The organism is Pseudomonas sp. 1L-B-1-E-C1, assembly GCF_057291835.1.
This window is the reverse complement of sequence record NZ_JBXAWN010000005.1, coordinates 303,306-325,045: the sequence shown is the minus strand read 5'-3', so window position 1 is coordinate 325,045 and position 21,740 is coordinate 303,306. Positions and strand designations below refer to the sequence as shown.

Here is a 21,740-nt window from a genome sequence, read left to right as displayed (position 1 = left end):
AAATGGACAAGACCAAGCAGACTGCGCCGTCCGCGGTGCCGCGCCATGTCGCGATCATCATGGATGGCAATAATCGCTGGGCGAAAAAACGCTTCATGCCGGGTGTCGCCGGGCATAAAGCGGGCGTGGATGCTGTGCGGGCGGTGATCGAGGTGTGCGCTGAGGCCAAGGTCGAAGTCCTGACCCTGTTCGCCTTCTCCAGTGAAAACTGGCAGCGCCCCGCCGATGAGGTCAGTGCCTTGATGGATCTGTTCTTCAAGGCGCTGCGTCGTGAGGCCAAGCGTCTCAACGACAACAACATCAGCCTGCGCATCATTGGCGATCGCTCGCGCTTCCATCCTGAGCTTCAGGCGGCGATGCGCGAAGCCGAAGCCATGACTGTCGGCGCCAACCGCTTTGTCCTGCAGATCGCCGCCAATTATGGCGGCCAGTGGGATATCGCCCAGGCCGCGCAACGTCTCGCACGGGAAGTCCAGGCCGGGCACCTGCGCCCGGAGGACATAACCCCGGATCTGCTGCAGACCTGTCTGGCCACCGGCGATCTGCCGTTGCCCGATCTGTGCATCCGCACCGGTGGCGAGCATCGCATCAGCAACTTCCTGCTGTGGCAGCTGGCCTACGCCGAGCTGTACTTCTCCGACCTGTTCTGGCCGGACTTCAAACACGAAGCCATGCGCACCGCGCTGGCCGATTTCGCTTCACGCCAGCGTCGTTTCGGTAAAACGAGCGAACAGGTCGAAGCTGGAGCCCGGGTTTAATGCTTAAACAACGAATCATCACCGCACTGATCCTGCTGCCGATTGCCTTGTGCGGGTTTTTCTTGCTCAAGGGTGCAGGCTTCGCGCTGTTCATTGGTCTGGTAGTCAGCCTTGGTGCCTGGGAATGGGCGCGTCTGGCGGGCTTTACCGCGCAATCGTTCCGTGTCGGTTTTGCTGCTGTAGTCGCCCTGATGCTGTTCGTCATGTATGTGCTGCCGGGGCTTGCTCCCTGGGTGCTCGGTGCATCGGTGATCTGGTGGGCGATTGCCACATATCTGGTGCTGACGTATCCACGCTCCAGCGCGCATTGGTCCACGGCGGCGACCAAGCTGCTCATTGGTCTGCTGATCCTGCTGCCTGCGTGGCAGGGCCTGGTGCAGATCAAACAGTATCCGCTGGGTAACTGGTTGATCATGGCGGTGATGGTGCTGGTCTGGGGCGCGGACATCGGCGCTTATTTCTCCGGGCGCAAATTCGGCAAGCGCAAGCTCGCGCCGCAAGTCAGCCCGGGTAAAAGCTGGGAAGGCGTCTACGGCGGTCTGGCGCTGAGTCTGGTGATTACCGCGATTGTCGGCCTGGTGCGCGACTGGACCGTGGCCGAACTGCTCAAAGGCTTGATCGGCGCTGCTGTGATCGTCTTCATTTCCGTGGTCGGTGACCTCACCGAAAGCATGTTCAAGCGCCAATCCGGCATCAAGGACAGCAGTAACCTGCTACCCGGCCATGGCGGTGTGCTGGATCGCATCGACAGTCTGACCGCCGCCATTCCGGTATTCGCTGTATTGCTCTGGATGGCCGCACCGTGAGCCGTCCCCAGCAGATTACGGTGTTGGGTGCGACCGGTTCGATCGGTCTGAGCACCCTGGATGTGATTGCCCGTCATCCTGAGCGTTATCAGGTTTTCGCCTTGAGTGGCTTCTCTCGGCTCAGCGAATTGCTCGCATTGTGCGTGCGGCATGTGCCGCAATTTGCCGTGGTACCCGAAGGTGCCGCAGCGCGCGGGTTGCAGGATGACCTGCGTGCAGCCGGCTTGCCGACTCGCGTGCTGGTAGGTGAGGAGGGCCTGTGTCAGGTTGCCTCCGCGCCTGAAGTCGATGCGGTGATGGCGGCCATTGTCGGTGCGGCCGGGCTGCGTCCGACACTGGCGGCGGTCGAGGCGGGCAAGAAGATACTGCTGGCGAACAAGGAAGCGCTGGTGATGTCCGGCGCTCTGTTCATGCAGGCCGTGCGCAAAAGCGGCTCGGTGCTGCTGCCGATCGACAGTGAGCACAACGCTATTTTTCAATGCATGCCCGCAGACTTCGCGCGCGGCTTGAGCTCGGTGGGTGTGCGGCGGATTTTGCTGACAGCCTCTGGCGGCCCATTCCGGCAGACGCCGCTGGCCGAACTGGCGCATGTTTCGCCGGAACAGGCGTGCGCGCATCCGAACTGGTCCATGGGGCGCAAGATCTCCGTGGATTCGGCGAGCATGATGAACAAGGGGCTGGAGCTGATCGAGGCCTGCTGGTTGTTCGATGCCAAACCGGCTCAGGTCGAAGTGGTGATTCATCCGCAGAGTGTGATCCACTCTCTGGTCGATTACGTCGATGGCTCGGTGCTGGCGCAGTTGGGTAACCCGGACATGCGCACGCCGATCGCCAACGCCCTGGCCTGGCCGGAGCGCATCGATTCCGGCGTACCGCCACTGGATCTGTTTGCCATTGCGCGACTGGATTTCGAGGCGCCCGATGAAAGTCGCTTCCCCTGCCTGCGTTTGGCCCGGCAGGCGGCGGAAGCCGGTGACAGCGCGCCGGCGATGCTCAACGCGGCCAATGAAGTGGCCGTGGCAGCCTTTCTCGACGGACGGGTTCGCTACCTGGAAATCGCGAGTATCATCGAGGAAGTCCTGAATCTGGAGCCGGTGGTCGCGCTGAACGATCTCGACGCCGTGTTTACGGCGGACGCGAAAGCACGAATGCTGGCCGAGCAATGGTTGAGTCGGCACGGCCGATAGTTTTGCAACACAATGGCGACACGCGACACTGAACAGGATTGCGGAGAAAGTAGATGAGCGCGCTCTATATGATTGCCGGCACCCTGATCGCTTTGGGTGTGCTGGTCACCTTCCATGAATTCGGCCACTTCTGGGTCGCGCGTCGTTGTGGCGTCAAGGTTCTGCGTTTTTCCGTAGGCTTCGGCATGCCGCTGCTGCGCTGGCATGACAGGCAAGGCACCGAGTTCGTAGTCGCCGCGATTCCGCTGGGCGGCTACGTCAAGATGCTCGACGAGCGCGAAGGCGAAGTGCCGGTCGATCAGCTGGATCAGTCGTTCAACCGCAAGTCGGTGCGCCAGCGTATCGCTATTGTCGCTGCCGGCCCGATTGCCAACTTCCTGTTGGCGCTGGTGTTCTTCTGGGTGTTGGCGATGCTCGGCAGCGAGCAGGTGCGCCCGGTCATCGGCGCGGTCGAGTCTGGCAGCATTGCTGCAAAGGCTGGTCTGAATGCTGGTCAGGAGATTGTTTCGATCGATGGTGAACCCACGTCGGGCTGGGCTGCAGTCAATTTGCAGCTGGTTCGTCGTCTTGGTGAAAGCGGCGCCATTCAATTGGTGGTGCGCGACCAGGGCTCGAGCGCTGAGTCGCCGCGCACGCTGGCACTGGATAACTGGCTCAAAGGTGCCGACGAGCCGGATCCGATTCGCTCGCTGGGTATTCGTCCGTGGCGTCCGGCCTTGCCGCCGGTGCTTGCCGAGCTCGACCCGAAAGGCCCGGCCCAGGCAGCCGGGCTGAAAACCGGCGATCGCTTGCTGGCGCTGGATGGTCAGCCGCTGAGTGACTGGCAGCAAGTGGTCGATACCGTTCGTACGCGTCCTGATACCAAAATCATGCTGCGTATCGAGCGCGACAGTGCTCAAATCGACGTGCCTGTGACCCTGGCGGCGCGCGGTGAGAGCAAGTCGCCAAGCGGTTATCTGGGCGCTGGCGTCAAAGCCATCGACTGGCCGCCGGAAATGATCCGCGAAGTCAGTTATGGTCCGCTGGCCGCGATTGGCGAGGGTGCCCGTCGCACTTGGACCATGAGCATTCTGACCCTCGATTCACTGAAGAAAATGCTGTTCGGCGAGCTCTCGGTAAAAAACTTGAGTGGACCGATAACCATTGCTAAAGTGGCGGGCGCTTCTGCCCAGTCGGGCGTCGCTGATTTCCTGAATTTCCTTGCTTATCTGAGTATTAGCCTGGGCGTTCTGAATTTGCTGCCCATTCCTGTACTGGATGGGGGGCATTTGTTGTTTTATCTGATCGAGTGGGTGCGTGGTCGCCCCTTGTCGGATCGGGTGCAAGGTTGGGGGATACAGATCGGTATCAGTTTGGTGGTCGGGGTGATGTTGCTTGCTCTGGTCAACGATCTGGGTCGACTGTAACGCTTCGCTGAATTGCGAATCTGCCGCATTTTGCGGCAGTTTGTTTATTGCCAGTTGGAATAAGAAAGGACTTCATGAAACGTCTGCTGCTAACTGCGGTTCTCACCGTATTGATGATCGCCGAAGTTCACGCCGAGTCCTTCACTATCTCTGATATTCGCGTCAATGGCCTCCAGCGGGTCTCCGCGGGTAGCGTCTTTGGTGCCTTGCCGTTGAACGTCGGCGAGCAGGCGGATGATCGTCGCCTGGTGGAATCCACTCGTGCGTTGTTCAAAACCGGTTTCTTTCAAGATATCCAGCTGGGCCGCGAAGGCAACGTTCTGGTCATCACTGTGGTTGAGCGTCCATCGGTCGCCAGTATCGAAATCGAGGGCAACAAAGCGATTTCCACAGAAGACCTGATGAAAGGCCTCAAGCAATCCGGTCTGGCCGAAGGCGAAATCTTCCAGCGCGCTACCCTCGAGGGTGTGCGTAACGAACTGCAGCGTCAGTACGTCGCCCAGGGTCGCTACTCGGCTACCGTCGATACCGAAGTGGTCTCGCAGCCACGTAACCGCGTGGGTCTGAAGGTGAAGATCAACGAAGGTACGGTTGCCGCCATTCAGCACATCAACGTGGTAGGTAATACGGTTTTCCCTGAGGAAGACCTGACCGACCTGTTCGAACTGAAAACCACCAACTGGCTGTCGTTCTTCAAGAACGATGACAAATATGCCCGTGAAAAACTCTCCGGTGACCTGGAGCGTCTGCGTTCCTACTACCTGGACCGTGGCTACATCAACATGGACATCGCTTCGACCCAGGTGTCCATCACCCCGGACAAGAAGCACGTCTACATCACCGTCAATGTCACCGAAGGCGAGAAGTACACCGTTCGCGATGTCAAACTCAGCGGTGACCTGAAGGTTCCTGAAGACCAGATCAAGTCGCTGTTGCTGGTGCAGAAAGGCCAGGTGTTCTCGCGCAAGTTGATGACCACTACTTCCGAGCTGATCACCCGTCGTCTGGGTAACGAGGGTTACACCTTCGCCAACGTCAACGGCGTGCCTCAGCCGCACGATGACGACCACACCGTGGACATCCTCTTCGCTGTCGACCCGGGCAAGCGCGCCTACGTCAACCGCATCAACTTCCGTGGCAACACCAAGTCCGAGGACGAAGTACTGCGTCGTGAGATGCGCCAGATGGAAGGCGGCTGGGCTTCGACCTACCTGATCGACCAGTCCAAGACCCGTCTGGAACGTCTGGGCTTCTTCAAGGAAGTCAACGTTGAAACCCCGGCCGTGCCAGGTGTCGACGATCAGGTTGACGTGAACTACGCCGTTGAAGAACAGGCTTCCGGTTCGATCACTGCCAGCGTCGGTTTCGCCCAGAGTGCCGGTCTGATCCTCGGTGGCTCGATCACCCAGAACAACTTCCTCGGTACCGGTAACCGTGTCAGCATCGGCCTGACCCGCAGCGAATACCAGAGCCGCTACAACTTCGGCTACGTTGACCCCTACTGGACCGCCGATGGCGTGAGCCTGGGTTACAACGCGTTCTATCGCACCACCGACTACGATGAGCTCGATGCCGATATTTCCAGCTATGCGGTAGACAGTCTCGGTGCAGGCGTGAACGTCGGGTACCCGATCAGCGAGACTTCGCGTCTGACCTTCGGTGCCTCGGTTCAGCAGGACAAGATCAATACCGGTCGCTATACCGTTGACGAGATTTTCGACTTCGTTAAAAAGGAAGGCGATAACTACCTGAACTTCAAGGCATCTGCCGGCTGGTCCGAGTCGACCCTGAACAAGGGTGTATTGCCAACCCGTGGCCGTTCCCAGAGCCTGACCCTGGAAACCACCATTCCAGGCAGCGACCTGTCGTTCTTCAAACTTGATTACCGTGGTCAGTTGTTCCAGCCGATTACTGAGAATTACACCATGCGCCTGCACACCGAGCTCGGTTATGGCGACGGTTACGGTTCGACCGACGGCTTGCCGTTCTATGAAAACTACTATGCAGGTGGTTTCAACTCGGTACGCGGCTTCAAGGACAGCACCCTTGGCCCGCGCAGTACGCCGAGTCGTGGTACCAACCCGGGCACTATCGCGGACCCGGATCAGGATCCACTGCCGTTCGGTGGTAACGTCCTGATCCAGGGCGGTGTGGAAGTTCTGTTCCCGCTGCCATTCGTCAAGGATCAGCGTTCCCTGCGTACTTCGGTCTTCTGGGATGTCGGTAACGTGTTTGACTCGCAGTGCAAGGACACTACGAACGCCAACGGTTCCTCCTCCAACACCAAGTGCAACGACATCAGTCTGAGCAACATGGCCAGTTCCGTAGGTGTGGGTGTGACCTGGGTCACCGCACTGGGTCCTTTGAGCTTTGCGCTGGCGATGCCGATCAAGAAGCCGGATGAAGCTGAAACTCAAGTGTTCCAATTCTCCCTCGGCCAGACCTTCTAAGCGTCTGACCCAAGATAACGACAATGGATTTTGTAGGAGTGCATCGTGCGTAAGTTGACTCAATTGGTTCTCCTGGCCTCCGTACTGGTGGCAGGTCCGGCGTTCGCCGACATGAAAATTGCTGTTCTGAACTATCAGATGGCTTTGCTCGAATCTGATGCGGCGAAGAAGTACGCCGTTGACGCCGAGAAGAAGTTCGGTCCGCAGCTGACCAAGCTGAAAACCCTGGAGAGCAGCGCCAAGGGCATTCAGGACCGTCTGATGGCCGGTGGCGACAAGATGCAGCAGGGCGAGCGTGAGCGTCTGGAGCTGGAATTCAAGCAAAAGGCCCGCGACTTCCAGTTCCAGTCCAAGGAGCTGAACGAAGCCAAAGCCGTTGCTGACCGCGAAATGCTCAAGCAGCTGAAGCCGAAGCTGGACAGCGCTGTGGAAGAAGTCATCAAGAAAGGTGGTTTTGACCTGGTGTTCGAGCGTGGCGCAGTCATCGATGTCAAACCTCAGTACGACATCACGCGCCAGGTAATCGAGCGCATGAATCAGCTGAAGTAACCCATGACCGTGACTATCAGGCTCGGCCAGTTGGCCGAGCACCTCGGCGCCACCCTGCGTGGCGACCCCGAGAGGCAAATTACTGGGCTAGCCACTTTGCAAGAGGCTGGCCCAGCTCAGTTGAGCTTTCTGGCAAATCCCCAATACCGCAAATACCTGGCCGGTTCGCAGGCGGCTGCGTTACTGCTCAAAGAAGCCGATGCCGAAGGTTTTGCCGGTAACGCGCTGGTGGTGGCGGATCCTTACCTGGCGTATGCGCGTCTTTCGCACCTGTTCGATCCAAAGCCAAAAGCCGCTGCGGGTATTCATCCGACGGCAGTGATTGCGGCGGATGCGTTGGTTGATCCAACCGCCAGCATCGGCCCGTTCGTGGTGATCGAAACCGGTGCACGTGTTGCTGCACAGGTGACGCTGGGCGCGCATTGCGTGGTCGGCGCTCGTAGCGAGATCGGTGAGGGCGGCTGGCTGGCTCCTCGCGTGACGCTGTATCACGACGTACGCATCGGCAAGCGCGTAGTCATTCAGTCCGGTGCGGTGATTGGCGGTGAGGGCTTCGGCTTCGCCAACGAAAAAGGTATCTGGCAGAAAATCGCCCAGATCGGTGGCGTGACCATTGGCGACGATGTCGAGATCGGTGTGAACACCGCCATCGACCGTGGCGCTCTGGCGGACACCGTGATCGGCAATGGTGTGAAGCTCGACAACCAGATTCAGATCGCACACAACGTTCAGGTCGGTGATCACACCGCCATGGCCGCGTGTGTCGGCATTTCCGGCAGCACCAAAATCGGCAAGCACTGCATGCTCGCCGGCGGTGTCGGTCTGGTCGGCCACATTGATATCTGCGACAACGTTTTCCTGACCGGGATGACCATGGTGACCCACTCGATTACCGAGCCGGGTGCCTATTCTTCCGGCACAGCCATGCAACCGGCGGCCGAATGGCGCAAAAGCGCGGCCCGCATCCGTCAGCTCGATGACATCGCGCGACGGTTGAAACAGCTGGAAAAGCGCGTAGGGGAAGTGACCCCTGACGGCAATGCTTCATCTGATGGCTGATACCATTTCCATATCAAGTGTGCACAGCCTCTAGACTGCCTCCTTGATTTGCTAGAGGAGTGCGCGTCAGTCGCGCTCCCAATCTTTACATAGGCTTTCCCCTGAAATGATGGACATCAACGAGATTCGCGAATACCTGCCTCACCGTTACCCGTTCCTGCTGGTGGACCGGGTGGTGGAACTGGACACTGAAGGCAAGCGAATTCGCGCCTACAAGAATGTCAGCATCAATGAACCGTTCTTCAATGGTCACTTCCCTGCGCATCCGATCATGCCGGGCGTGCTGATCATCGAAGCGATGGCTCAGGCTGCCGGGATCCTCGGTTTCAAGATGCTCGACGTCAAACCGGCCGACGGCACCCTGTATTACTTCGTCGGTTCCGACAAGCTGCGCTTCCGCCAGCCAGTCAAGCCGGGCGACCAGTTGATCCTCGAAGCGACCTTCATCAGCTGCAAGCGCAAGATCTGGAAATTCGAGTGCCAGGCTTCGGTCGATGGCAAGCCGGTCTGCTCGGCGGAAATCATCTGCGCGGAACAAAAAGTATGAGTTTGATTGACCCTCGCGCAATCATCGATCCGTCCGCCGTTCTGGCTGACGGCGTCGAGGTCGGCCCGTGGTCGATCATCGGCGCAGGTGTGGAAATCGGCGAGGGTACCGTGATCGGGCCGCATGTGATCCTCAAGGGGCCGACCCGCATTGGTAAGCACAATCGCATCTACCAGTTTTCTTCGGTAGGCGAAGACACCCCGGATCTGAAATACAAAGGCGAGGAAACCCGCCTGGTGATCGGTGACCACAACGTCATCCGCGAAGGCGTGACCATTCACCGTGGCACCGTTCAGGATCGTTCGGAAACCACCCTGGGTGATCACAACCTGATCATGGCCTATGCCCACATCGGTCACGACAGTGTCATCGGCAATCACTGCATTCTGGTCAACAACACCGCGCTGGCCGGGCATGTACACGTTGACGACTGGGCGATCCTCTCCGGTTTTACCCTGGTGCATCAGTACTGCCACATCGGCGCCCACAGCTTTTCCGGCATGGGCACGGCAATTGGCAAGGACGTACCAGCGTTCGTCACCGTATTCGGCAACCCTGCCGAAGCGCGCAGCATGAACTTCGAAGGCATGCGCCGTCGCGGTTTCAGTGAAGATGCGATCCACGCCTTGCGCCGTGCCTACAAGACCGTCTACCGCCAGGGCCTGACGGTCGAGCAGGCGCTGGCCGAGCTGGTCGAGCCGTCTGCGCAGTTCCCGGAAGTCGCCGTGTTCCGCGATTCGATCCAGGCCTCGACCCGCGGCATCACCCGCTGATCATGGCCAGTCTGCGTATTGCGCTGGTGGCGGGTGAGGCTTCCGGTGACATTCTCGGCGCCGACCTCATGCGCGCGCTCAAGGCACAACATCCGGCGATCGAGTTCATCGGTGTCGGCGGGCCGCTGATGCAGGCCGAAGGCCTGACCTCGTACTTTCCCATGGAGCGCCTGTCGGTCATGGGCCTGGTGGAAGTGCTCGGTCGGCTGCGTGAATTGCTCAAGCGCCGCAAGGACTTGATTGCCACGCTGATCGCCGCCAGGCCGGACGTGTTCATCGGCATCGACGCGCCGGATTTCAACCTCAACATCGAACTCAAGCTGCGTCAGGCCGGGATCAAGACCGTGCATTACGTCAGCCCGTCGGTGTGGGCATGGCGGCAGAAACGGGTACTGAAGATCCGCGAAGGCTGCGATCTGATGCTGACCCTGTTGCCGTTCGAAGCGAAGTTCTACGAAGAAAAAGGCGTGCCGGTACGTTTCGTTGGCCATACCCTGGCCGATACCATTCCGCTGGAGGCTGACCGCGCGGCTGCACGGGCCGAGTTGGGTTTGCCTGACGGTCCGCTGGTGGCACTGATGCCGGGCAGCCGTGGCGGTGAAGTCAGTCGCCTCGGCGCGCTGTTTCTTGATACTGCCGAACGCCTGCGAGGCATGCGTCCGGGCGTGCGTTTTGTCATTCCCTGTGCCAACCCGGAACGCCGCGGGCAACTTGAAGCGCTGCTGGTCGGCCGCGATTTGCCGGTGACATTGCTCGATGGTCAATCGCATCTGGCCCTCGCCGCCTGCAACGCGGTGTTGATCGCGTCAGGCACTGCTACCCTTGAAGCGCTGCTGTACAAGCGGCCGATGGTGGTGGCGTATCGGTTGGCGCCGCTGACGTTCTGGATTCTCAAGCGCATGGTCAAGAGCCCGTACGTGTCGCTGCCCAATTTGCTCGCCCAGCGCTTGCTGGTGCCGGAGTTGTTGCAGGATGATGCGACTGTCGAGGCATTGGCGCAGACTCTGTCGCCATTGATCGAAGGCGGAGAGGAACAGACCCGCGGTTTCGACGAGATCCACCGCACGCTGCGGCGCGATGCTTCCAATCAGGCGGCGGACGCCATCCTTAACCTGATCGGCAAACCACAATGAGCAAGACAAGCATGCAGATGGGCCTGGACTTCACTCTGGTCGCCGAAGTCGAAGAACTGGTCGCCGGTGTCGATGAGGTCGGTCGTGGCCCCTTGTGTGGCGCGGTGGTGACGGCGGCGGTGATCCTCGACCCGAACCGGCCAATCCTCGGCCTCGACGATTCGAAAAAGCTCACCGAAGCCAAGCGTGAAAAACTCTACGACGAGATCTGCGAAAAGGCCCTGAGCTGGTGCATTGCCCGCGCCGAGGTCGAAGAAATCGATGACCTGAACATTCTCCACGCCACCATGTTGGCGATGCAGCGTGCGGTCGCTGGCCTGCACGTTCAGCCGAAACTGGCGATGATCGACGGCAACCGCTGCCCGCATTTGCCGATGCGCGCCGAAGCGGTGATTCAGGGTGACGGCAAGGTTCCGGCCATCGCGGCGGCATCGATTCTCGCCAAGGTCAGCCGCGATCGCGAGATGGCGGCATTCGAATTGATCTACCCGGGCTACGGCATCGGCGGCCATAAAGGCTATCCGACGCCCGTTCATCTGGAAGCGCTGGCGCGGCTCGGCCCGACGCCGATTCATCGCCGGTCGTTCGCCCCGGTCCGCCTGGCTTACGAGGCGCGGGAAAGCCTGACGCAGGTTTAGGCGCAAGGCTGATGTTTTATTCGAGGCCCGGTACAATCCGGGCCTCGTTGTCTCTATGTAACTGGACAGGATCACTATGCCGGCTTCATTCGTTCATCTACGCCTGCACACTGAATACTCCCTGGTCGACGGGCTGGTGCGGATCAAGCCCCTGGTCAAGGCGCTGACCGCCATGAACATGCCGGCGGTCGCGGTCACCGACCAGAACAACATGTGTTCCCTGGTCAAGTTCTATAAAAACGCTATGGGCGCCGGCATCAAGCCGATCTGCGGTGCCGACCTGTGGCTGGCGAACAAGGACCCGGATGCGCCGCTGAGCCGCCTCAGCCTGCTGGTGATGAACGCTCAGGGTTATCGCAATCTCACCGAATTGATCTCCCGCGGCTTCATCGAAGGCCAGCGCAACGGCATGGTCATCGTCGAGCGCGAATGGGTGGCCGAGGCCAACGAAGGCCTGATCATGCTGTCCGCCGCCAAAGAGGGCGAGATCGGCATGGCGATGATCGGCGGCAATCCGGCGGAAGCCGAAGCGCTGGCGCGCGAGTGGATGGCGGTGTTCCCGGATCGCTTCTATCTGGAAATCCAGCGCACCAACCGCCCCAATGACGAAGAGCAACTGCACGGTGCAGTGGCGCTGGCTGACAAGCTTGGCGCACCTCTGGTGGCGACCAACGATGTGCGCTTCATCAAGCAGGAAGACTTCGCCGCCCACGAAACCCGCGTGTGCATCGGTGAAGGCCGCGCACTCGACGATCCGCGCCGCTCAAAGAATTACAGCGATCAGCAATACCTGAAAAGCGCCGAGGAAATGCTCGAGCTGTTCAGCGATATTCCCGACGCCATCGAAAACACCGTCGAGATCGCCAAGCGCTGCAACATCGAAGTGAAGCTGGGCACGCACTTCCTGCCCAACTTCCCGATCCCCGATGGCATGACCATCGACGAATATTTCCGCAAGGTGTCCTTCGAAGGTCTCGAAGAACGCCTGGCGGTGCTGCTGCCCAAGGACACCACCGAAGACTATGAAGCCAAGCGTCAGGTGTATGTCGACCGCTTGAATTTCGAGCTGGATATCATTATCCAGATGGGCTTCCCCGGTTACTTCCTGATCGTGATGGACTTTATCCAGTGGGCCAAGAACAACGGCGTACCGGTAGGTCCGGGCCGTGGGTCGGGTGCCGGTTCGCTGGTGGCTTACGTACAGAAGATCACCGACCTCGATCCGCTGGAATATGACCTGCTGTTCGAACGTTTCCTCAACCCGGAACGGGTCTCCATGCCCGACTTCGACGTCGACTTCTGCATGGACGGTCGTGACCGCGTGATCGATTACGTGGCCGAGAAATATGGTCGCAACGCGGTAAGCCAGATCATCACCTTCGGTTCCATGGCCGCCAAGGCTGTGGTGCGTGACGTGGCGCGGGTGCAGGGCAAGTCCTACGGCCTGGCGGATCGTCTGTCGAAGATGATTCCGTTCGAAGTCGGCATGACTTTGGAAAAAGCCTACGAGCAGGAAGAAATCCTCCGTGACTTCATCAAGGTCGATGAAGAAGCGGCGGAAATCTGGGAGATGGCGCGCAAGCTCGAGGGCGTGGTGCGTAACGTCGGCAAACACGCCGGTGGTGTGGTGATCGCGCCGACCAAGTTGACCGACTTCTCGCCGATCTATTGCGACGAGGCCGGCGACGGTCTGGTAACCCAGTTCGACAAGGACGACGTTGAGGCTGCCGGTCTGGTGAAGTTCGACTTCCTCGGCCTGCGTACGCTGACGATCATCGACTGGGCGCTGAAAACCATCAACCGCGACCGCGCCAAGGTCAACGAGCCACCGCTGGATATCGCCTTTATCCCGCTGGACGACAAACCGACCTACCAGTTGCTGCAAAAAGCCGAAACCACGGCGGTGTTCCAGCTTGAATCCCGCGGCATGAAAGAGCTGATCAAAAAGCTCAAGCCCGACTGCCTGGAAGATTTGATCGCACTGGTTGCTTTGTTCCGCCCAGGGCCGCTGCAATCGGGCATGGTGGACGACTTCATCAACCGTAAGCACGGGCGCGCCGAGCTGGCCTATCCGCATTCGGATTACCAGTACGACGGCCTCAAGCCGGTACTGGCGCCGACTTACGGGATCATCCTGTATCAGGAACAGGTGATGCAGATTGCCCAGGTCATGGCCGGTTACACCCTCGGCGGTGCGGACATGCTCCGTCGAGCGATGGGTAAGAAAAAGCCCGAGGAAATGGCCAAGCAGCGCGGCGGTTTCATTGAAGGTTGCGCGACCAACGGCATTGACGCCGACCTTGCCGGTAACATTTTCGACCTGGTGGAAAAATTCGCCGGTTACGGCTTCAACAAATCCCACTCCGCCGCCTATGGCCTGGTTTCGTACCAGACTGCCTGGCTGAAAGCTCACTACCCGGCGCCGTTCATGGCCGCGGTACTTTCGGCGGATATGCACAACACCGACAAGGTCGTGACCTTGATCGAGGAAGTGCGGACGATGAAGCTGCGCCTCGACGCGCCGGACGTGAACACTTCGGAGTTCAAGTTCACGGTGAACGACGACGGCCGCATCGTCTATGGCCTCGGCGCGATCAAGGGCGTCGGTGAAGGCCCGGTGGAAGCGATCACCGAAGCGCGTCAGGCCGGTCCGTTCAAGGATCTGTTCGATTTCTGCGCGCGGGTCGACCTCAAACGCATCAACAAACGCACCCTTGATGGCCTGATTCGCAGCGGTGCGCTGGATCGCCTCGGCCCGTATTTCCATGACGAGCAGAAAGCCTATCAAGCCAACATCGACCGTAACCGCGCGGTGCTACTGGCGGCGATGGAAGAAGCGATCAAAGCGGCCGAGCAGACCGCGCGTACCCACGACAGTGGTCACGCCGATCTGTTTGGCGGCTTGTTCGTCGAAGAAGATGCCGACGTATACGCGTCCCATCGCAAGGCCAAGGAGCTGACCCTCAAGGAACGACTCAAGGGTGAAAAAGATACCCTGGGCCTGTACCTGACCGGTCACCCGATCGACGAATACGAAGGCGAGATCCGCCGTTTCGCCCGTCAGCGCATCATCGACCTGAAACCGGCGCGCGATACGCAGACCGTGGCGGGGATGATCATTGCCCTGCGGGTGATGAAGAACAAGAAGGGCGACAAAATGGGCTTCATCACCCTTGATGACCGCTCCGGGCGGATCGAGGCGTCGCTGTTTGCCGATGCGTTCCATTCGGCGCAGTCACTGCTGCAGACCGACGCGATGGTGGTGGTCGAGGGCGAAGTCAGTAATGACGACTTCTCCGGCGGCCTGCGCCTGCGGGTCAAGCGGGTGATGAGCATGGAAGATGCGCGGACCAATCTGGCCGAAAGCCTGCGCCTGAAGCTGCATACTCAGGACCTGAAAGGCGATCAGCTACGCTGGTTGGGCGAACTGCTCAAGCGTCATCGCGGCGCGTGCCCGGTGACCATGGAGTACACCAGCCCGGATGCGAAGACCTTGCTGCAGTTCGGCGAGACCTGGCGGATCGACCCGGCGGATGCCTTGATTCAAGCCCTGCGTGACCAGTTCGGGCGAGACAACGTCTTCCTCCAATACCGTTGACCGGCAAGTGCCATCATTGCGCTCGCCCGCAACCTGAATTTTTAATCTCGACCTCAGCGCGCCTCTCCCTTAAGGTAGGGCGCGAATAGACAACCGGCCGGCCCAAGCTCACTTTGGACACGACCCAAGACGGACGCCTATGAACCCGAATTTTCTAGATTTCGAACAGCCGATCGCCGACCTGCAAGCCAAGATCGAAGAGTTGCGCTTGGTCGGTAATGACAATTCGCTGAATATCGGCGATGAGATCTCCCGCCTGCAGGACAAGAGCAAGACGCTGACCGAAGACATCTTCGGCAAGCTGACCAGTTGGCAGATCGCACGCCTGGCGCGTCACCCGAAACGCCCGTACACCCTCGACTACATCGAGCACATCTTCACCGAGTTCGACGAATTGCACGGCGACCGTCACTTCTCCGACGACGCTGCCATCGTTGGCGGTATCGCCCGTCTGGAAGACCAGCCGGTGATGATCATCGGTCACCAGAAAGGTCGGGAAGTGCGCGAGAAAGTCCGCCGCAACTTCGGCATGCCGCGTCCGGAAGGCTACCGCAAGGCCTGCCGTCTGATGGAGATGGCCGAACGCTTCAAGATGCCGATCCTGACCTTCATCGACACCCCGGGTGCTTACCCTGGTATCGACGCTGAAGAGCGCAACCAGAGCGAAGCGATTGCCTGGAACCTGCGCGTGATGGCGCGTCTGAAGACCCCGATCATCGCCACTGTAATTGGTGAAGGTGGTTCCGGCGGCGCACTGGCCATCGGCGTCTGCGATCAACTGAACATGCTGCAATATTCGACCTACGCGGTGATCTCGCCGGAAGGTTGCGCATCGATCCTGTGGAAAACCGCCGAGAAAGCGCCGGATGCCGCTGAAGCAATGGGCATCACCGCCGAGCGTCTGAAAGGCCTGGGCATCGTCGACAAAGTGATCAACGAGCCACTGGGCGGCGCCCACCGTGATCCGGCGGCTGCCGCCGCTTCGATCCGCGCCGAGCTGAGCTCGCAACTGGCGATGCTCAAGCAGTTCGATAACGAAGCGCTGCTCAAGCGCCGTTACGATCGCCTGATGAGCTACGGTCTCTAAAGCCGAGCGCTACCTCTTGTAGGAGCTGCCGAAGGCTGCGATCTTTTGATCTTGCTTTCCAGAATCAAAAGATCGCAGCCTTCGGCAGCTCCTACAGGGATCTCAGAGAAGCGGCCCTCTCTATGAAGTCTTCGAAGCGTGATTTGCCGTCGCAGCTTCGGCTGAACCTTGAGCCTTGGCGCAATGCCGCTCACTGGCGCGTCGCCTTTTCCGGCGGCCTCGATTCCACCGTCCTCCTGCATCTGCTCGCCACCCTGGCGAACACTGAATCCCTCCCTGCGCTCAGCGCCATTCATATCCACCACGGGCTTCAGGCTGCGGCCGATGCGTGGCCGCAACATTGCCAGGCCGTTTGCGATGCGCTGGGCGTGCCGTTGCAAGTGAAGCGGCTAACCGTAAAGGCCGGGGCGAGCCTGGAGCGGGCGGCGCGGGATGCGCGTTACGCGGCGTTCAGTTCGCTGACGCAAGCCGATGACGTACTGCTGACCGGCCAACACCGTGACGACCAAGCGGAAACGCTGCTGTTTCGGCTGTTGCGCGGAGCTGGAGTGCGTGGGCTTGGCGCAATGCCACAGCAGCGCCCGATGGGGCAGGGCACACTGGTTCGACCGTTGCTGGATGTCAGCCGCGCTGAGCTGGAAAGTTATGCACAGGCACATCAGTTGCGCTGGATCGAGGATCCGTCAAACCAGGATCGGCAGTTTTCGCGCAACTACCTGCGTCATCAAGTCATGCCGGTACTGACCGAGCGCTGGCCGCAAGCGCAGGCGAGCATGGCGCGCACGGCTGCGCATCTGCGTGAGGCGCAGGGCTTGCTCGATGAGCTGGCGCAGATCGATCTGGCACAAGCCGAAACTGCCCATGGATTCGATTGGCTCGGTCTGCCATCGCTGGCGCTGGCGCCGTTGGCTGCATTGTCTGACGCGCGCCAGCGTAATGCCCTCAGCCACTGGCTCGAACCGTTGACCCCGCTGCCAGACGCTGACCATTGGTCGGGTTGGGTCGACCTGCGCGATGCCAGCGCCGACGCTTCACCGGTCTGGCGTCTGGCCGATGGCGAGTTGCACCGCAGCGCCGGTCGCGTCTGGTGGCTCAGCGGTAAGTGGCTGCACACGCCGGTGATCGGCGCCGACTGGCAGACCCCAGCGTCAGCGCTACGCTTGGCCGATAACGGACGCGTCATGTTCAACGGTCAGGCTCCATTCGGGCCTTTGCGCATTGCCTATCGGCAGGGCGGTGAAATCATGCAACTGGCCGAGCGCGGCAGCCGTGACCTCAAGCGCCTGCTCAACGAGCGCGCAGTGCCGGCGTTCGTGCGTGGCAGATTGCCGCTGCTGTTTCGTGGCGAAGAATTGCTCGCCGTGGCGAACCTGTCGGGTCTTGATGGTCAGATGCACGAAGGCTGGGCATTGCACTGGCAGCCAACAGACGAAGATCAAGGTTTGAGCTGAAAGGAGCATTCCGGTAGACTACGCTCCCTTCTTGATACAACTTCTGTGGATTCGCCTGAATTGCAGGAGTTGCCGATTACCAAGCAGTCTTTGCTGGGCGATTCCAAAAAATGTGTAGCGAGCAACGTACCGGTGTTTCATCTGCCGGTCTGTCACAACGCGGCGGTTTTTTCGAAAGGTGCACTGTGATTAATGCAGGTGATCGGGGGCTTCGGCCTTCCTTCGCTTTCCCCGGCGGCTCGTTCCGCTTTAACGCAGACTTCTAGGGTTTTTCATGACGCGCTACATATTCGTCACGGGCGGTGTTGTTTCTTCATTGGGGAAAGGCATTGCCTCGGCTTCATTGGCGGCTATCCTGGAGGCGCGGGGGCTTAAGGTCACCATGCTGAAGCTGGATCCGTACATCAACGTCGATCCAGGCACCATGAGTCCGTTCCAGCACGGTGAAGTGTTCGTCACCCACGACGGCGCCGAGACCGATCTGGATCTGGGGCATTACGAGCGGTTCATCCGCACGACCATGACCCAGAACAACAACTTCACCACCGGCCGCGTCTACGAGCACGTGCTGCGCAAAGAGCGCCGTGGCGACTACCTGGGTGCAACCATCCAGGTGATCCCGCACATCACCGATGAAATCAAGCGCCGCATCATCAAGGGTGCCGGTGACGCTGACGTGGCGATGGTCGAAATCGGTGGCACCGTCGGTGACATCGAGTCGCAACCGTTCCTCGAAGCCATCCGCCAGTTGCGTTTCGAAGTCGGCGCCAAGCGCGCGATGCTGATGCACCTGACGCTGGTGCCGTACATCGCCACCGCTGGCGAGACCAAGACCAAACCGACCCAGCATTCCGTCAAGGAGCTGCGTTCGATCGGCCTGCAGCCAGACGTGCTGGTGTGCCGTTCCGATCACCCGATCGACGTGTCCTCGCGTCGCAAGATCGCCCAGTTCACCAACGTTGAAGAACGTGCGGTGATTGCCCTGGAAGACGCCGATACCATCTACAAGATCCCGGGCATCCTGCACTCGCAGGGTCTGGACGATTTCGTCGTCGAGCGTTTCGGTCTGCAGTGCGGCAGCGCCGACTTGTCCGAGTGGGACGCAGTGGTCGATGCCAAGCTGAACCCGGAACACGAAGTGACCATCGCCATGGTCGGCAAGTACATGGAATTGCTCGACGCCTACAAGTCGCTGATCGAAGCGATGAGTCACGCCGGCATCAGCAATCGCACCAAGGTCAACCTGCGCTACATCGATTCCGAAGACATCGAAAACCAGGGCACTGCGCTGCTCGAAGGTGTCGATGCGATTCTGGTGCCGGGCGGCTTCGGTCTGCGCGGTGTGGAAGGTAAGATCACTGCCGTTCAGTACGCTCGCGAAAACAAGGTTCCGTACCTCGGCATCTGCCTCGGCATGCAAGTGGCGGTCATCGAATTCGCCCGGAACGTGCTGGGCTGGAAAGACGCCAACTCCACCGAGTTCGATCGCGCCAGCGGCCATCCGGTTGTCGGCCTGATCACCGAGTGGGAAGACGCTACCGGCGCGGTCGAAGTGCGTACCGAAGCGTCCGATTTGGGCGGCACCATGCGCCTCGGCGCACAGGATTGCCTGCTCGAGCCGGGCTCCAAAGTGCACGATTGCTACGGTAAAGACGTGATTGTCGAGCGTCACCGTCACCGTTACGAAGTGAACAACAACCTGCTGCCGCAGATCATCGAAGCCGGCCTGAAAATCTCCGGTCGCTCCGCCGATGCTGCGCTGGTCGAAGTGGTTGAAGCGCCGGATCATCCGTGGTTCGTCGCCTGCCAGTTCCACCCTGAGTTCACCTCGACCCCACGCGACGGCCACCCGCTGTTCAGCGGTTTCGTCAAAGCCGCGTTGGCTCAACACCAGAAGAAGGCGTAACCCGATGGCACAGAAGATTATCCGCGTCGGCGACATCGAGATTGCCAACGACAAACCCATGGTGCTGTTCGGCGGCATGAACGTGCTGGAAAGCCGTGACATGGCCATGCAGGTTTGCGAAGAGTACGTGAAGGTCACCGAGAAACTCGGCATCCCATACGTGTTCAAGGCCAGCTTCGACAAGGCCAACCGGTCTTCTGTGACCTCGTATCGCGGTCCTGGCCTGGAAGAGGGCATGCGCATCTTCCAGGACATCAAACAGGCCTTCGGCGTGCCGATCATCACCGACGTCCACGAGCCGGATCAGGCCGCGGTCGTCGCTGAAGTCTGCGACATCATCCAGCTGCCGGCCTTCCTTTCGCGCCAGACCGATCTGGTCGTCGCGATGGCCAGGACCAACGCCGTGATCAACATCAAGAAAGCCCAGTTTCTCGCGCCTCAGGAAATGAAACACATCCTGAACAAGTGCGTGGAAGCCGGTAACGATCAGTTGATCCTCTGCGAGCGCGGTTCGAGCTTCGGCTACAACAACCTCGTGGTCGACATGCTCGGCTTCGGCATCATGAAGCAGTTCGAATATCCGGTATTCTTCGACGTGACCCACGCGCTGCAAATGCCTGGTGGTCGTGCCGACTCCGCCGGTGGTCGTCGTGCCCAGGTTCTGGATCTGGCCAAGGCCGGCATGAGCCAGTCGCTGGCGGGTCTGTTCCTCGAAGCGCACCCGGATCCGGACAACGCCAAATGCGACGGCCCTTGCGCCTTGCGTCTGGACAAACTGGAGCCATTCCTGGCCCAGCTCAAAGCTCTGGACGAACTGGTGAAGAGTTTTCCGACGGTAGAAACCGCGTAACGCTCGATTCTCCGGTAAAGTACCGCACGATTTGTCGCTCAGGCCCTCGGGCGTGAGCGCTGTCGTCTGCAAGTCTGCCCGCTGTACTTCGCTTGCCGACGATAAAGATTTCCTCTAGCTGCGTCGTTTTCGTCAACTTTGGAGTGTTTACAACAATGGCAAAAATCGTCGACATCAAAGGTCGTGAAGTTCTCGACTCCCGTGGCAATCCCACCGTGGAAGCGGACGTGCTTCTCGACAACGGCATCATCGGCAGCGCCTGCGCGCCGTCCGGTGCATCCACTGGCTCGCGTGAAGCACTCGAGCTGCGTGATGGCGACAAGAGCCGTTACCTGGGCAAGGGCGTGCTCAAGGCGGTAGCCAACATCAACGGTCCGATCCGCGATCTGCTGCTGGGCACTGACCCAAGCGACCAGAAAGCCCTCGACCAGGCGATGATCAAGCTCGACGGTACCGAAAACAAAGCGACCCTGGGCGCCAACGCCATCCTCGCCGTGTCCCTGGCGGCGGCCAAGGCGGCTGCGCAGGATCAGGACCTGCCGCTGTACGCGCACATTGCCAACCTCAACGGCACCCCGGGTGTGTACTCGATGCCGGTCCCGATGATGAACATCATCAACGGTGGCGAGCACGCCGATAACAACGTCGACATCCAGGAATTCATGGTGCAGCCAGTCGGCGCCAAGTCGTTCTCGGAAGGTCTGCGCATGGGCACCGAGATTTTCCACCACTTGAAAGCCGTGCTGAAGGCCCGTGGCCTGAGCACCGCCGTTGGCGACGAAGGCGGTTTCGCACCGAACCTGGCGTCCAACGAAGACGCGCTGAAAGTGATCTCCGAAGCCGTGGCCAACGCCGGTTACAAGCTGGGCACCGACGTGACTCTGGCGCTGGACTGCGCCGCGAGCGAGTTCTACGAAGACGGCAAGTACAACCTGTCCGGCGAAGGTCAGGTGTTCACCGCTGAAGGTTTCGCCGACTACCTCAAAGGTCTGACCGAGCGTTACCCGATCATCTCCATCGAAGACGGTCTGGACGAGTCCGACTGGGCTGGCTGGAAAATCCTCACCGACAAGATCGGCGAGAAGACCCAACTGGTGGGCGACGACCTGTTCGTGACCAATACCAAGATCCTGAAAGAAGGCATTGATAAAAAGATCGCCAACTCGATCCTGATCAAGTTCAACCAGATCGGCACCCTGACCGAAACCCTGGAAGCCATCCAGATGGCCAAGGCTGCCGGGTACACCGCAGTGATCTCGCACCGTTCCGGCGAAACCGAAGATTCGACCATTGCCGACCTGGCCGTGGGCACCTCGGCTGGCCAGATCAAGACCGGTTCGCTGTGCCGTTCCGACCGCGTTTCCAAGTACAACCAACTGCTGCGTATCGAAGAGCAGTTGAACGGCAAGGCCAAGTACAACGGCCGCGCCGAGTTCCGCGGTTAAGCGCAACCTGATCAAAGGACACCGGATTGTGTCGGAAAAGTCGTGACAGCGATGGATTTGCCACTAATCTGATGTCTCAAGCACAAGCCTGGATCTT

The 21,740-nt window shown here is 59.8% G+C and carries 17 protein-coding genes; all 17 read left to right on the top strand.

The window, feature by feature from the left end; genetic code table 11:
* Nucleotides 1-2: 2 nt before the first annotated feature.
* The 17 genes from uppS (at nt 3) to eno (ending at nt 21,643) form a co-directional block, all read left to right on the top strand.
* Nucleotides 3-758, top strand: a complete 756-nt coding sequence (gene uppS / locus AC0Z4S_RS11635) for a polyprenyl diphosphate synthase (RefSeq protein WP_039762463.1) — start codon at nt 3-5, stop codon at nt 756-758.
* The gene (locus AC0Z4S_RS11630; RefSeq protein ID WP_016771474.1) at nt 758-1,564 is read left to right on the top strand and encodes a phosphatidate cytidylyltransferase; all 807 of its coding nucleotides are present in this window, start codon (nt 758-760) and stop codon (nt 1,562-1,564) included. Before uppS ends, AC0Z4S_RS11630 begins: the two co-directional genes overlap by 1 nt.
* A complete protein-coding gene (gene ispC / locus AC0Z4S_RS11625; RefSeq protein WP_485623082.1) occupies nt 1,561-2,751 on the top strand; it encodes a 1-deoxy-D-xylulose-5-phosphate reductoisomerase in 1,191 nt (396 codons plus the stop codon). The genes AC0Z4S_RS11630 and ispC overlap by 4 nt, the downstream gene beginning before the upstream one ends.
* 53 nt (nt 2,752-2,804) lie before the next feature.
* Nucleotides 2,805-4,157, top strand: a complete 1,353-nt coding sequence (rseP, locus tag AC0Z4S_RS11620; protein WP_485623081.1) for a sigma E protease regulator RseP — start codon at nt 2,805-2,807, stop codon at nt 4,155-4,157.
* Nucleotides 4,158-4,231: 74 nt separating this feature from the next.
* Nucleotides 4,232-6,607 carry an outer membrane protein assembly factor BamA gene (gene bamA, locus AC0Z4S_RS11615; RefSeq protein ID WP_253499578.1) on the top strand — a complete coding sequence of 792 codons (2,376 nt, stop codon included), beginning with the start codon at nt 4,232-4,234 and terminating at the stop codon, nt 6,605-6,607.
* 45 nt (nt 6,608-6,652) lie between these two features.
* Nucleotides 6,653-7,156 (top strand): OmpH/Skp family outer membrane protein, encoded by a 504-nt coding sequence (locus AC0Z4S_RS11610; RefSeq protein WP_003222140.1) that lies wholly within the window; start codon nt 6,653-6,655, stop codon nt 7,154-7,156.
* Between the two features lie 3 nt (nt 7,157-7,159).
* A complete protein-coding gene (gene lpxD, locus AC0Z4S_RS11605) occupies nt 7,160-8,215 on the top strand; it encodes a UDP-3-O-(3-hydroxymyristoyl)glucosamine N-acyltransferase (protein WP_485623080.1) in 1,056 nt (351 codons plus the stop codon).
* A 106-nt stretch (nt 8,216-8,321) separates the two neighbouring features.
* Nucleotides 8,322-8,762 carry a 3-hydroxyacyl-ACP dehydratase FabZ gene (gene fabZ, locus AC0Z4S_RS11600; RefSeq protein ID WP_016771469.1) on the top strand — a complete coding sequence of 147 codons (441 nt, stop codon included), beginning with the start codon at nt 8,322-8,324 and terminating at the stop codon, nt 8,760-8,762.
* Nucleotides 8,759-9,535: an acyl-ACP--UDP-N-acetylglucosamine O-acyltransferase gene (gene lpxA, locus AC0Z4S_RS11595; protein ID WP_064364255.1), complete on the top strand. Its 777-nt coding sequence runs from the start codon at nt 8,759-8,761 to the stop codon at nt 9,533-9,535. The genes fabZ and lpxA overlap by 4 nt, the downstream gene beginning before the upstream one ends.
* A gap of 2 nt (nt 9,536-9,537) precedes the next feature.
* The gene (gene lpxB, locus AC0Z4S_RS11590; RefSeq protein ID WP_485623078.1) at nt 9,538-10,668 is read left to right on the top strand and encodes a lipid-A-disaccharide synthase; all 1,131 of its coding nucleotides are present in this window, start codon (nt 9,538-9,540) and stop codon (nt 10,666-10,668) included.
* Nucleotides 10,669-10,679: 11 nt separating this feature from the next.
* Complete coding sequence (gene rnhB, locus AC0Z4S_RS11585) at nt 10,680-11,306, top strand: ribonuclease HII (protein ID WP_042606986.1); 627 nt, start codon at nt 10,680-10,682, stop codon at nt 11,304-11,306.
* A 76-nt stretch (nt 11,307-11,382) separates the two neighbouring features.
* Nucleotides 11,383-14,904: a DNA polymerase III subunit alpha gene (gene dnaE, locus AC0Z4S_RS11580; protein ID WP_056783220.1), complete on the top strand. Its 3,522-nt coding sequence runs from the start codon at nt 11,383-11,385 to the stop codon at nt 14,902-14,904.
* Between the two features lie 139 nt (nt 14,905-15,043).
* Nucleotides 15,044-15,991 carry an acetyl-CoA carboxylase carboxyltransferase subunit alpha gene (locus AC0Z4S_RS11575; protein WP_485623077.1) on the top strand — a complete coding sequence of 316 codons (948 nt, stop codon included), beginning with the start codon at nt 15,044-15,046 and terminating at the stop codon, nt 15,989-15,991.
* A 122-nt stretch (nt 15,992-16,113) separates the two neighbouring features.
* Nucleotides 16,114-17,442, top strand: a complete 1,329-nt coding sequence (gene tilS, locus AC0Z4S_RS11570) for a tRNA lysidine(34) synthetase TilS (RefSeq protein WP_485623076.1) — start codon at nt 16,114-16,116, stop codon at nt 17,440-17,442.
* Nucleotides 17,443-17,716: 274 nt separating this feature from the next.
* Nucleotides 17,717-19,348: a CTP synthase gene (gene pyrG, locus AC0Z4S_RS11565; protein WP_016771462.1), complete on the top strand. Its 1,632-nt coding sequence runs from the start codon at nt 17,717-17,719 to the stop codon at nt 19,346-19,348.
* A 4-nt stretch (nt 19,349-19,352) separates the two neighbouring features.
* A complete protein-coding gene (gene kdsA, locus AC0Z4S_RS11560) occupies nt 19,353-20,198 on the top strand; it encodes a 3-deoxy-8-phosphooctulonate synthase (protein WP_065615281.1) in 846 nt (281 codons plus the stop codon).
* A 155-nt stretch (nt 20,199-20,353) separates the two neighbouring features.
* A complete protein-coding gene (gene eno, locus AC0Z4S_RS11555; protein ID WP_041478121.1) occupies nt 20,354-21,643 on the top strand; it encodes a phosphopyruvate hydratase in 1,290 nt (429 codons plus the stop codon).
* The last annotated feature ends 97 nt before the right edge of the window (nt 21,644-21,740 follow it).

Coding starts and splice junctions, on each gene's coding strand:
- rseP (WP_485623081.1), top strand. CDS start 2,805: ATGAGCGCGCTCTATATGATTGCCGGCACCCTGATCGCTTTGGGTGTG.
- kdsA (WP_065615281.1), top strand. CDS start 19,353: ATGGCACAGAAGATTATCCGCGTCGGCGACATCGAGATTGCCAACGAC.
- rnhB (WP_042606986.1), top strand. CDS start 10,680: ATGCAGATGGGCCTGGACTTCACTCTGGTCGCCGAAGTCGAAGAACTG.
- pyrG (WP_016771462.1), top strand. CDS start 17,717: ATGACGCGCTACATATTCGTCACGGGCGGTGTTGTTTCTTCATTGGGG.
- lpxB (WP_485623078.1), top strand. CDS start 9,538: ATGGCCAGTCTGCGTATTGCGCTGGTGGCGGGTGAGGCTTCCGGTGAC.
- lpxA (WP_064364255.1), top strand. CDS start 8,759: ATGAGTTTGATTGACCCTCGCGCAATCATCGATCCGTCCGCCGTTCTG.
- eno (WP_041478121.1), top strand. CDS start 20,354: ATGGCAAAAATCGTCGACATCAAAGGTCGTGAAGTTCTCGACTCCCGT.
- uppS (WP_039762463.1), top strand. CDS start 3: ATGGACAAGACCAAGCAGACTGCGCCGTCCGCGGTGCCGCGCCATGTC.
- lpxD (WP_485623080.1), top strand. CDS start 7,160: ATGACCGTGACTATCAGGCTCGGCCAGTTGGCCGAGCACCTCGGCGCC.
- bamA (WP_253499578.1), top strand. CDS start 4,232: ATGAAACGTCTGCTGCTAACTGCGGTTCTCACCGTATTGATGATCGCC.
- AC0Z4S_RS11630 (WP_016771474.1), top strand. CDS start 758: ATGCTTAAACAACGAATCATCACCGCACTGATCCTGCTGCCGATTGCC.
- tilS (WP_485623076.1), top strand. CDS start 16,114: ATGAAGTCTTCGAAGCGTGATTTGCCGTCGCAGCTTCGGCTGAACCTT.
- AC0Z4S_RS11575 (WP_485623077.1), top strand. CDS start 15,044: ATGAACCCGAATTTTCTAGATTTCGAACAGCCGATCGCCGACCTGCAA.
- fabZ (WP_016771469.1), top strand. CDS start 8,322: ATGATGGACATCAACGAGATTCGCGAATACCTGCCTCACCGTTACCCG.
- dnaE (WP_056783220.1), top strand. CDS start 11,383: ATGCCGGCTTCATTCGTTCATCTACGCCTGCACACTGAATACTCCCTG.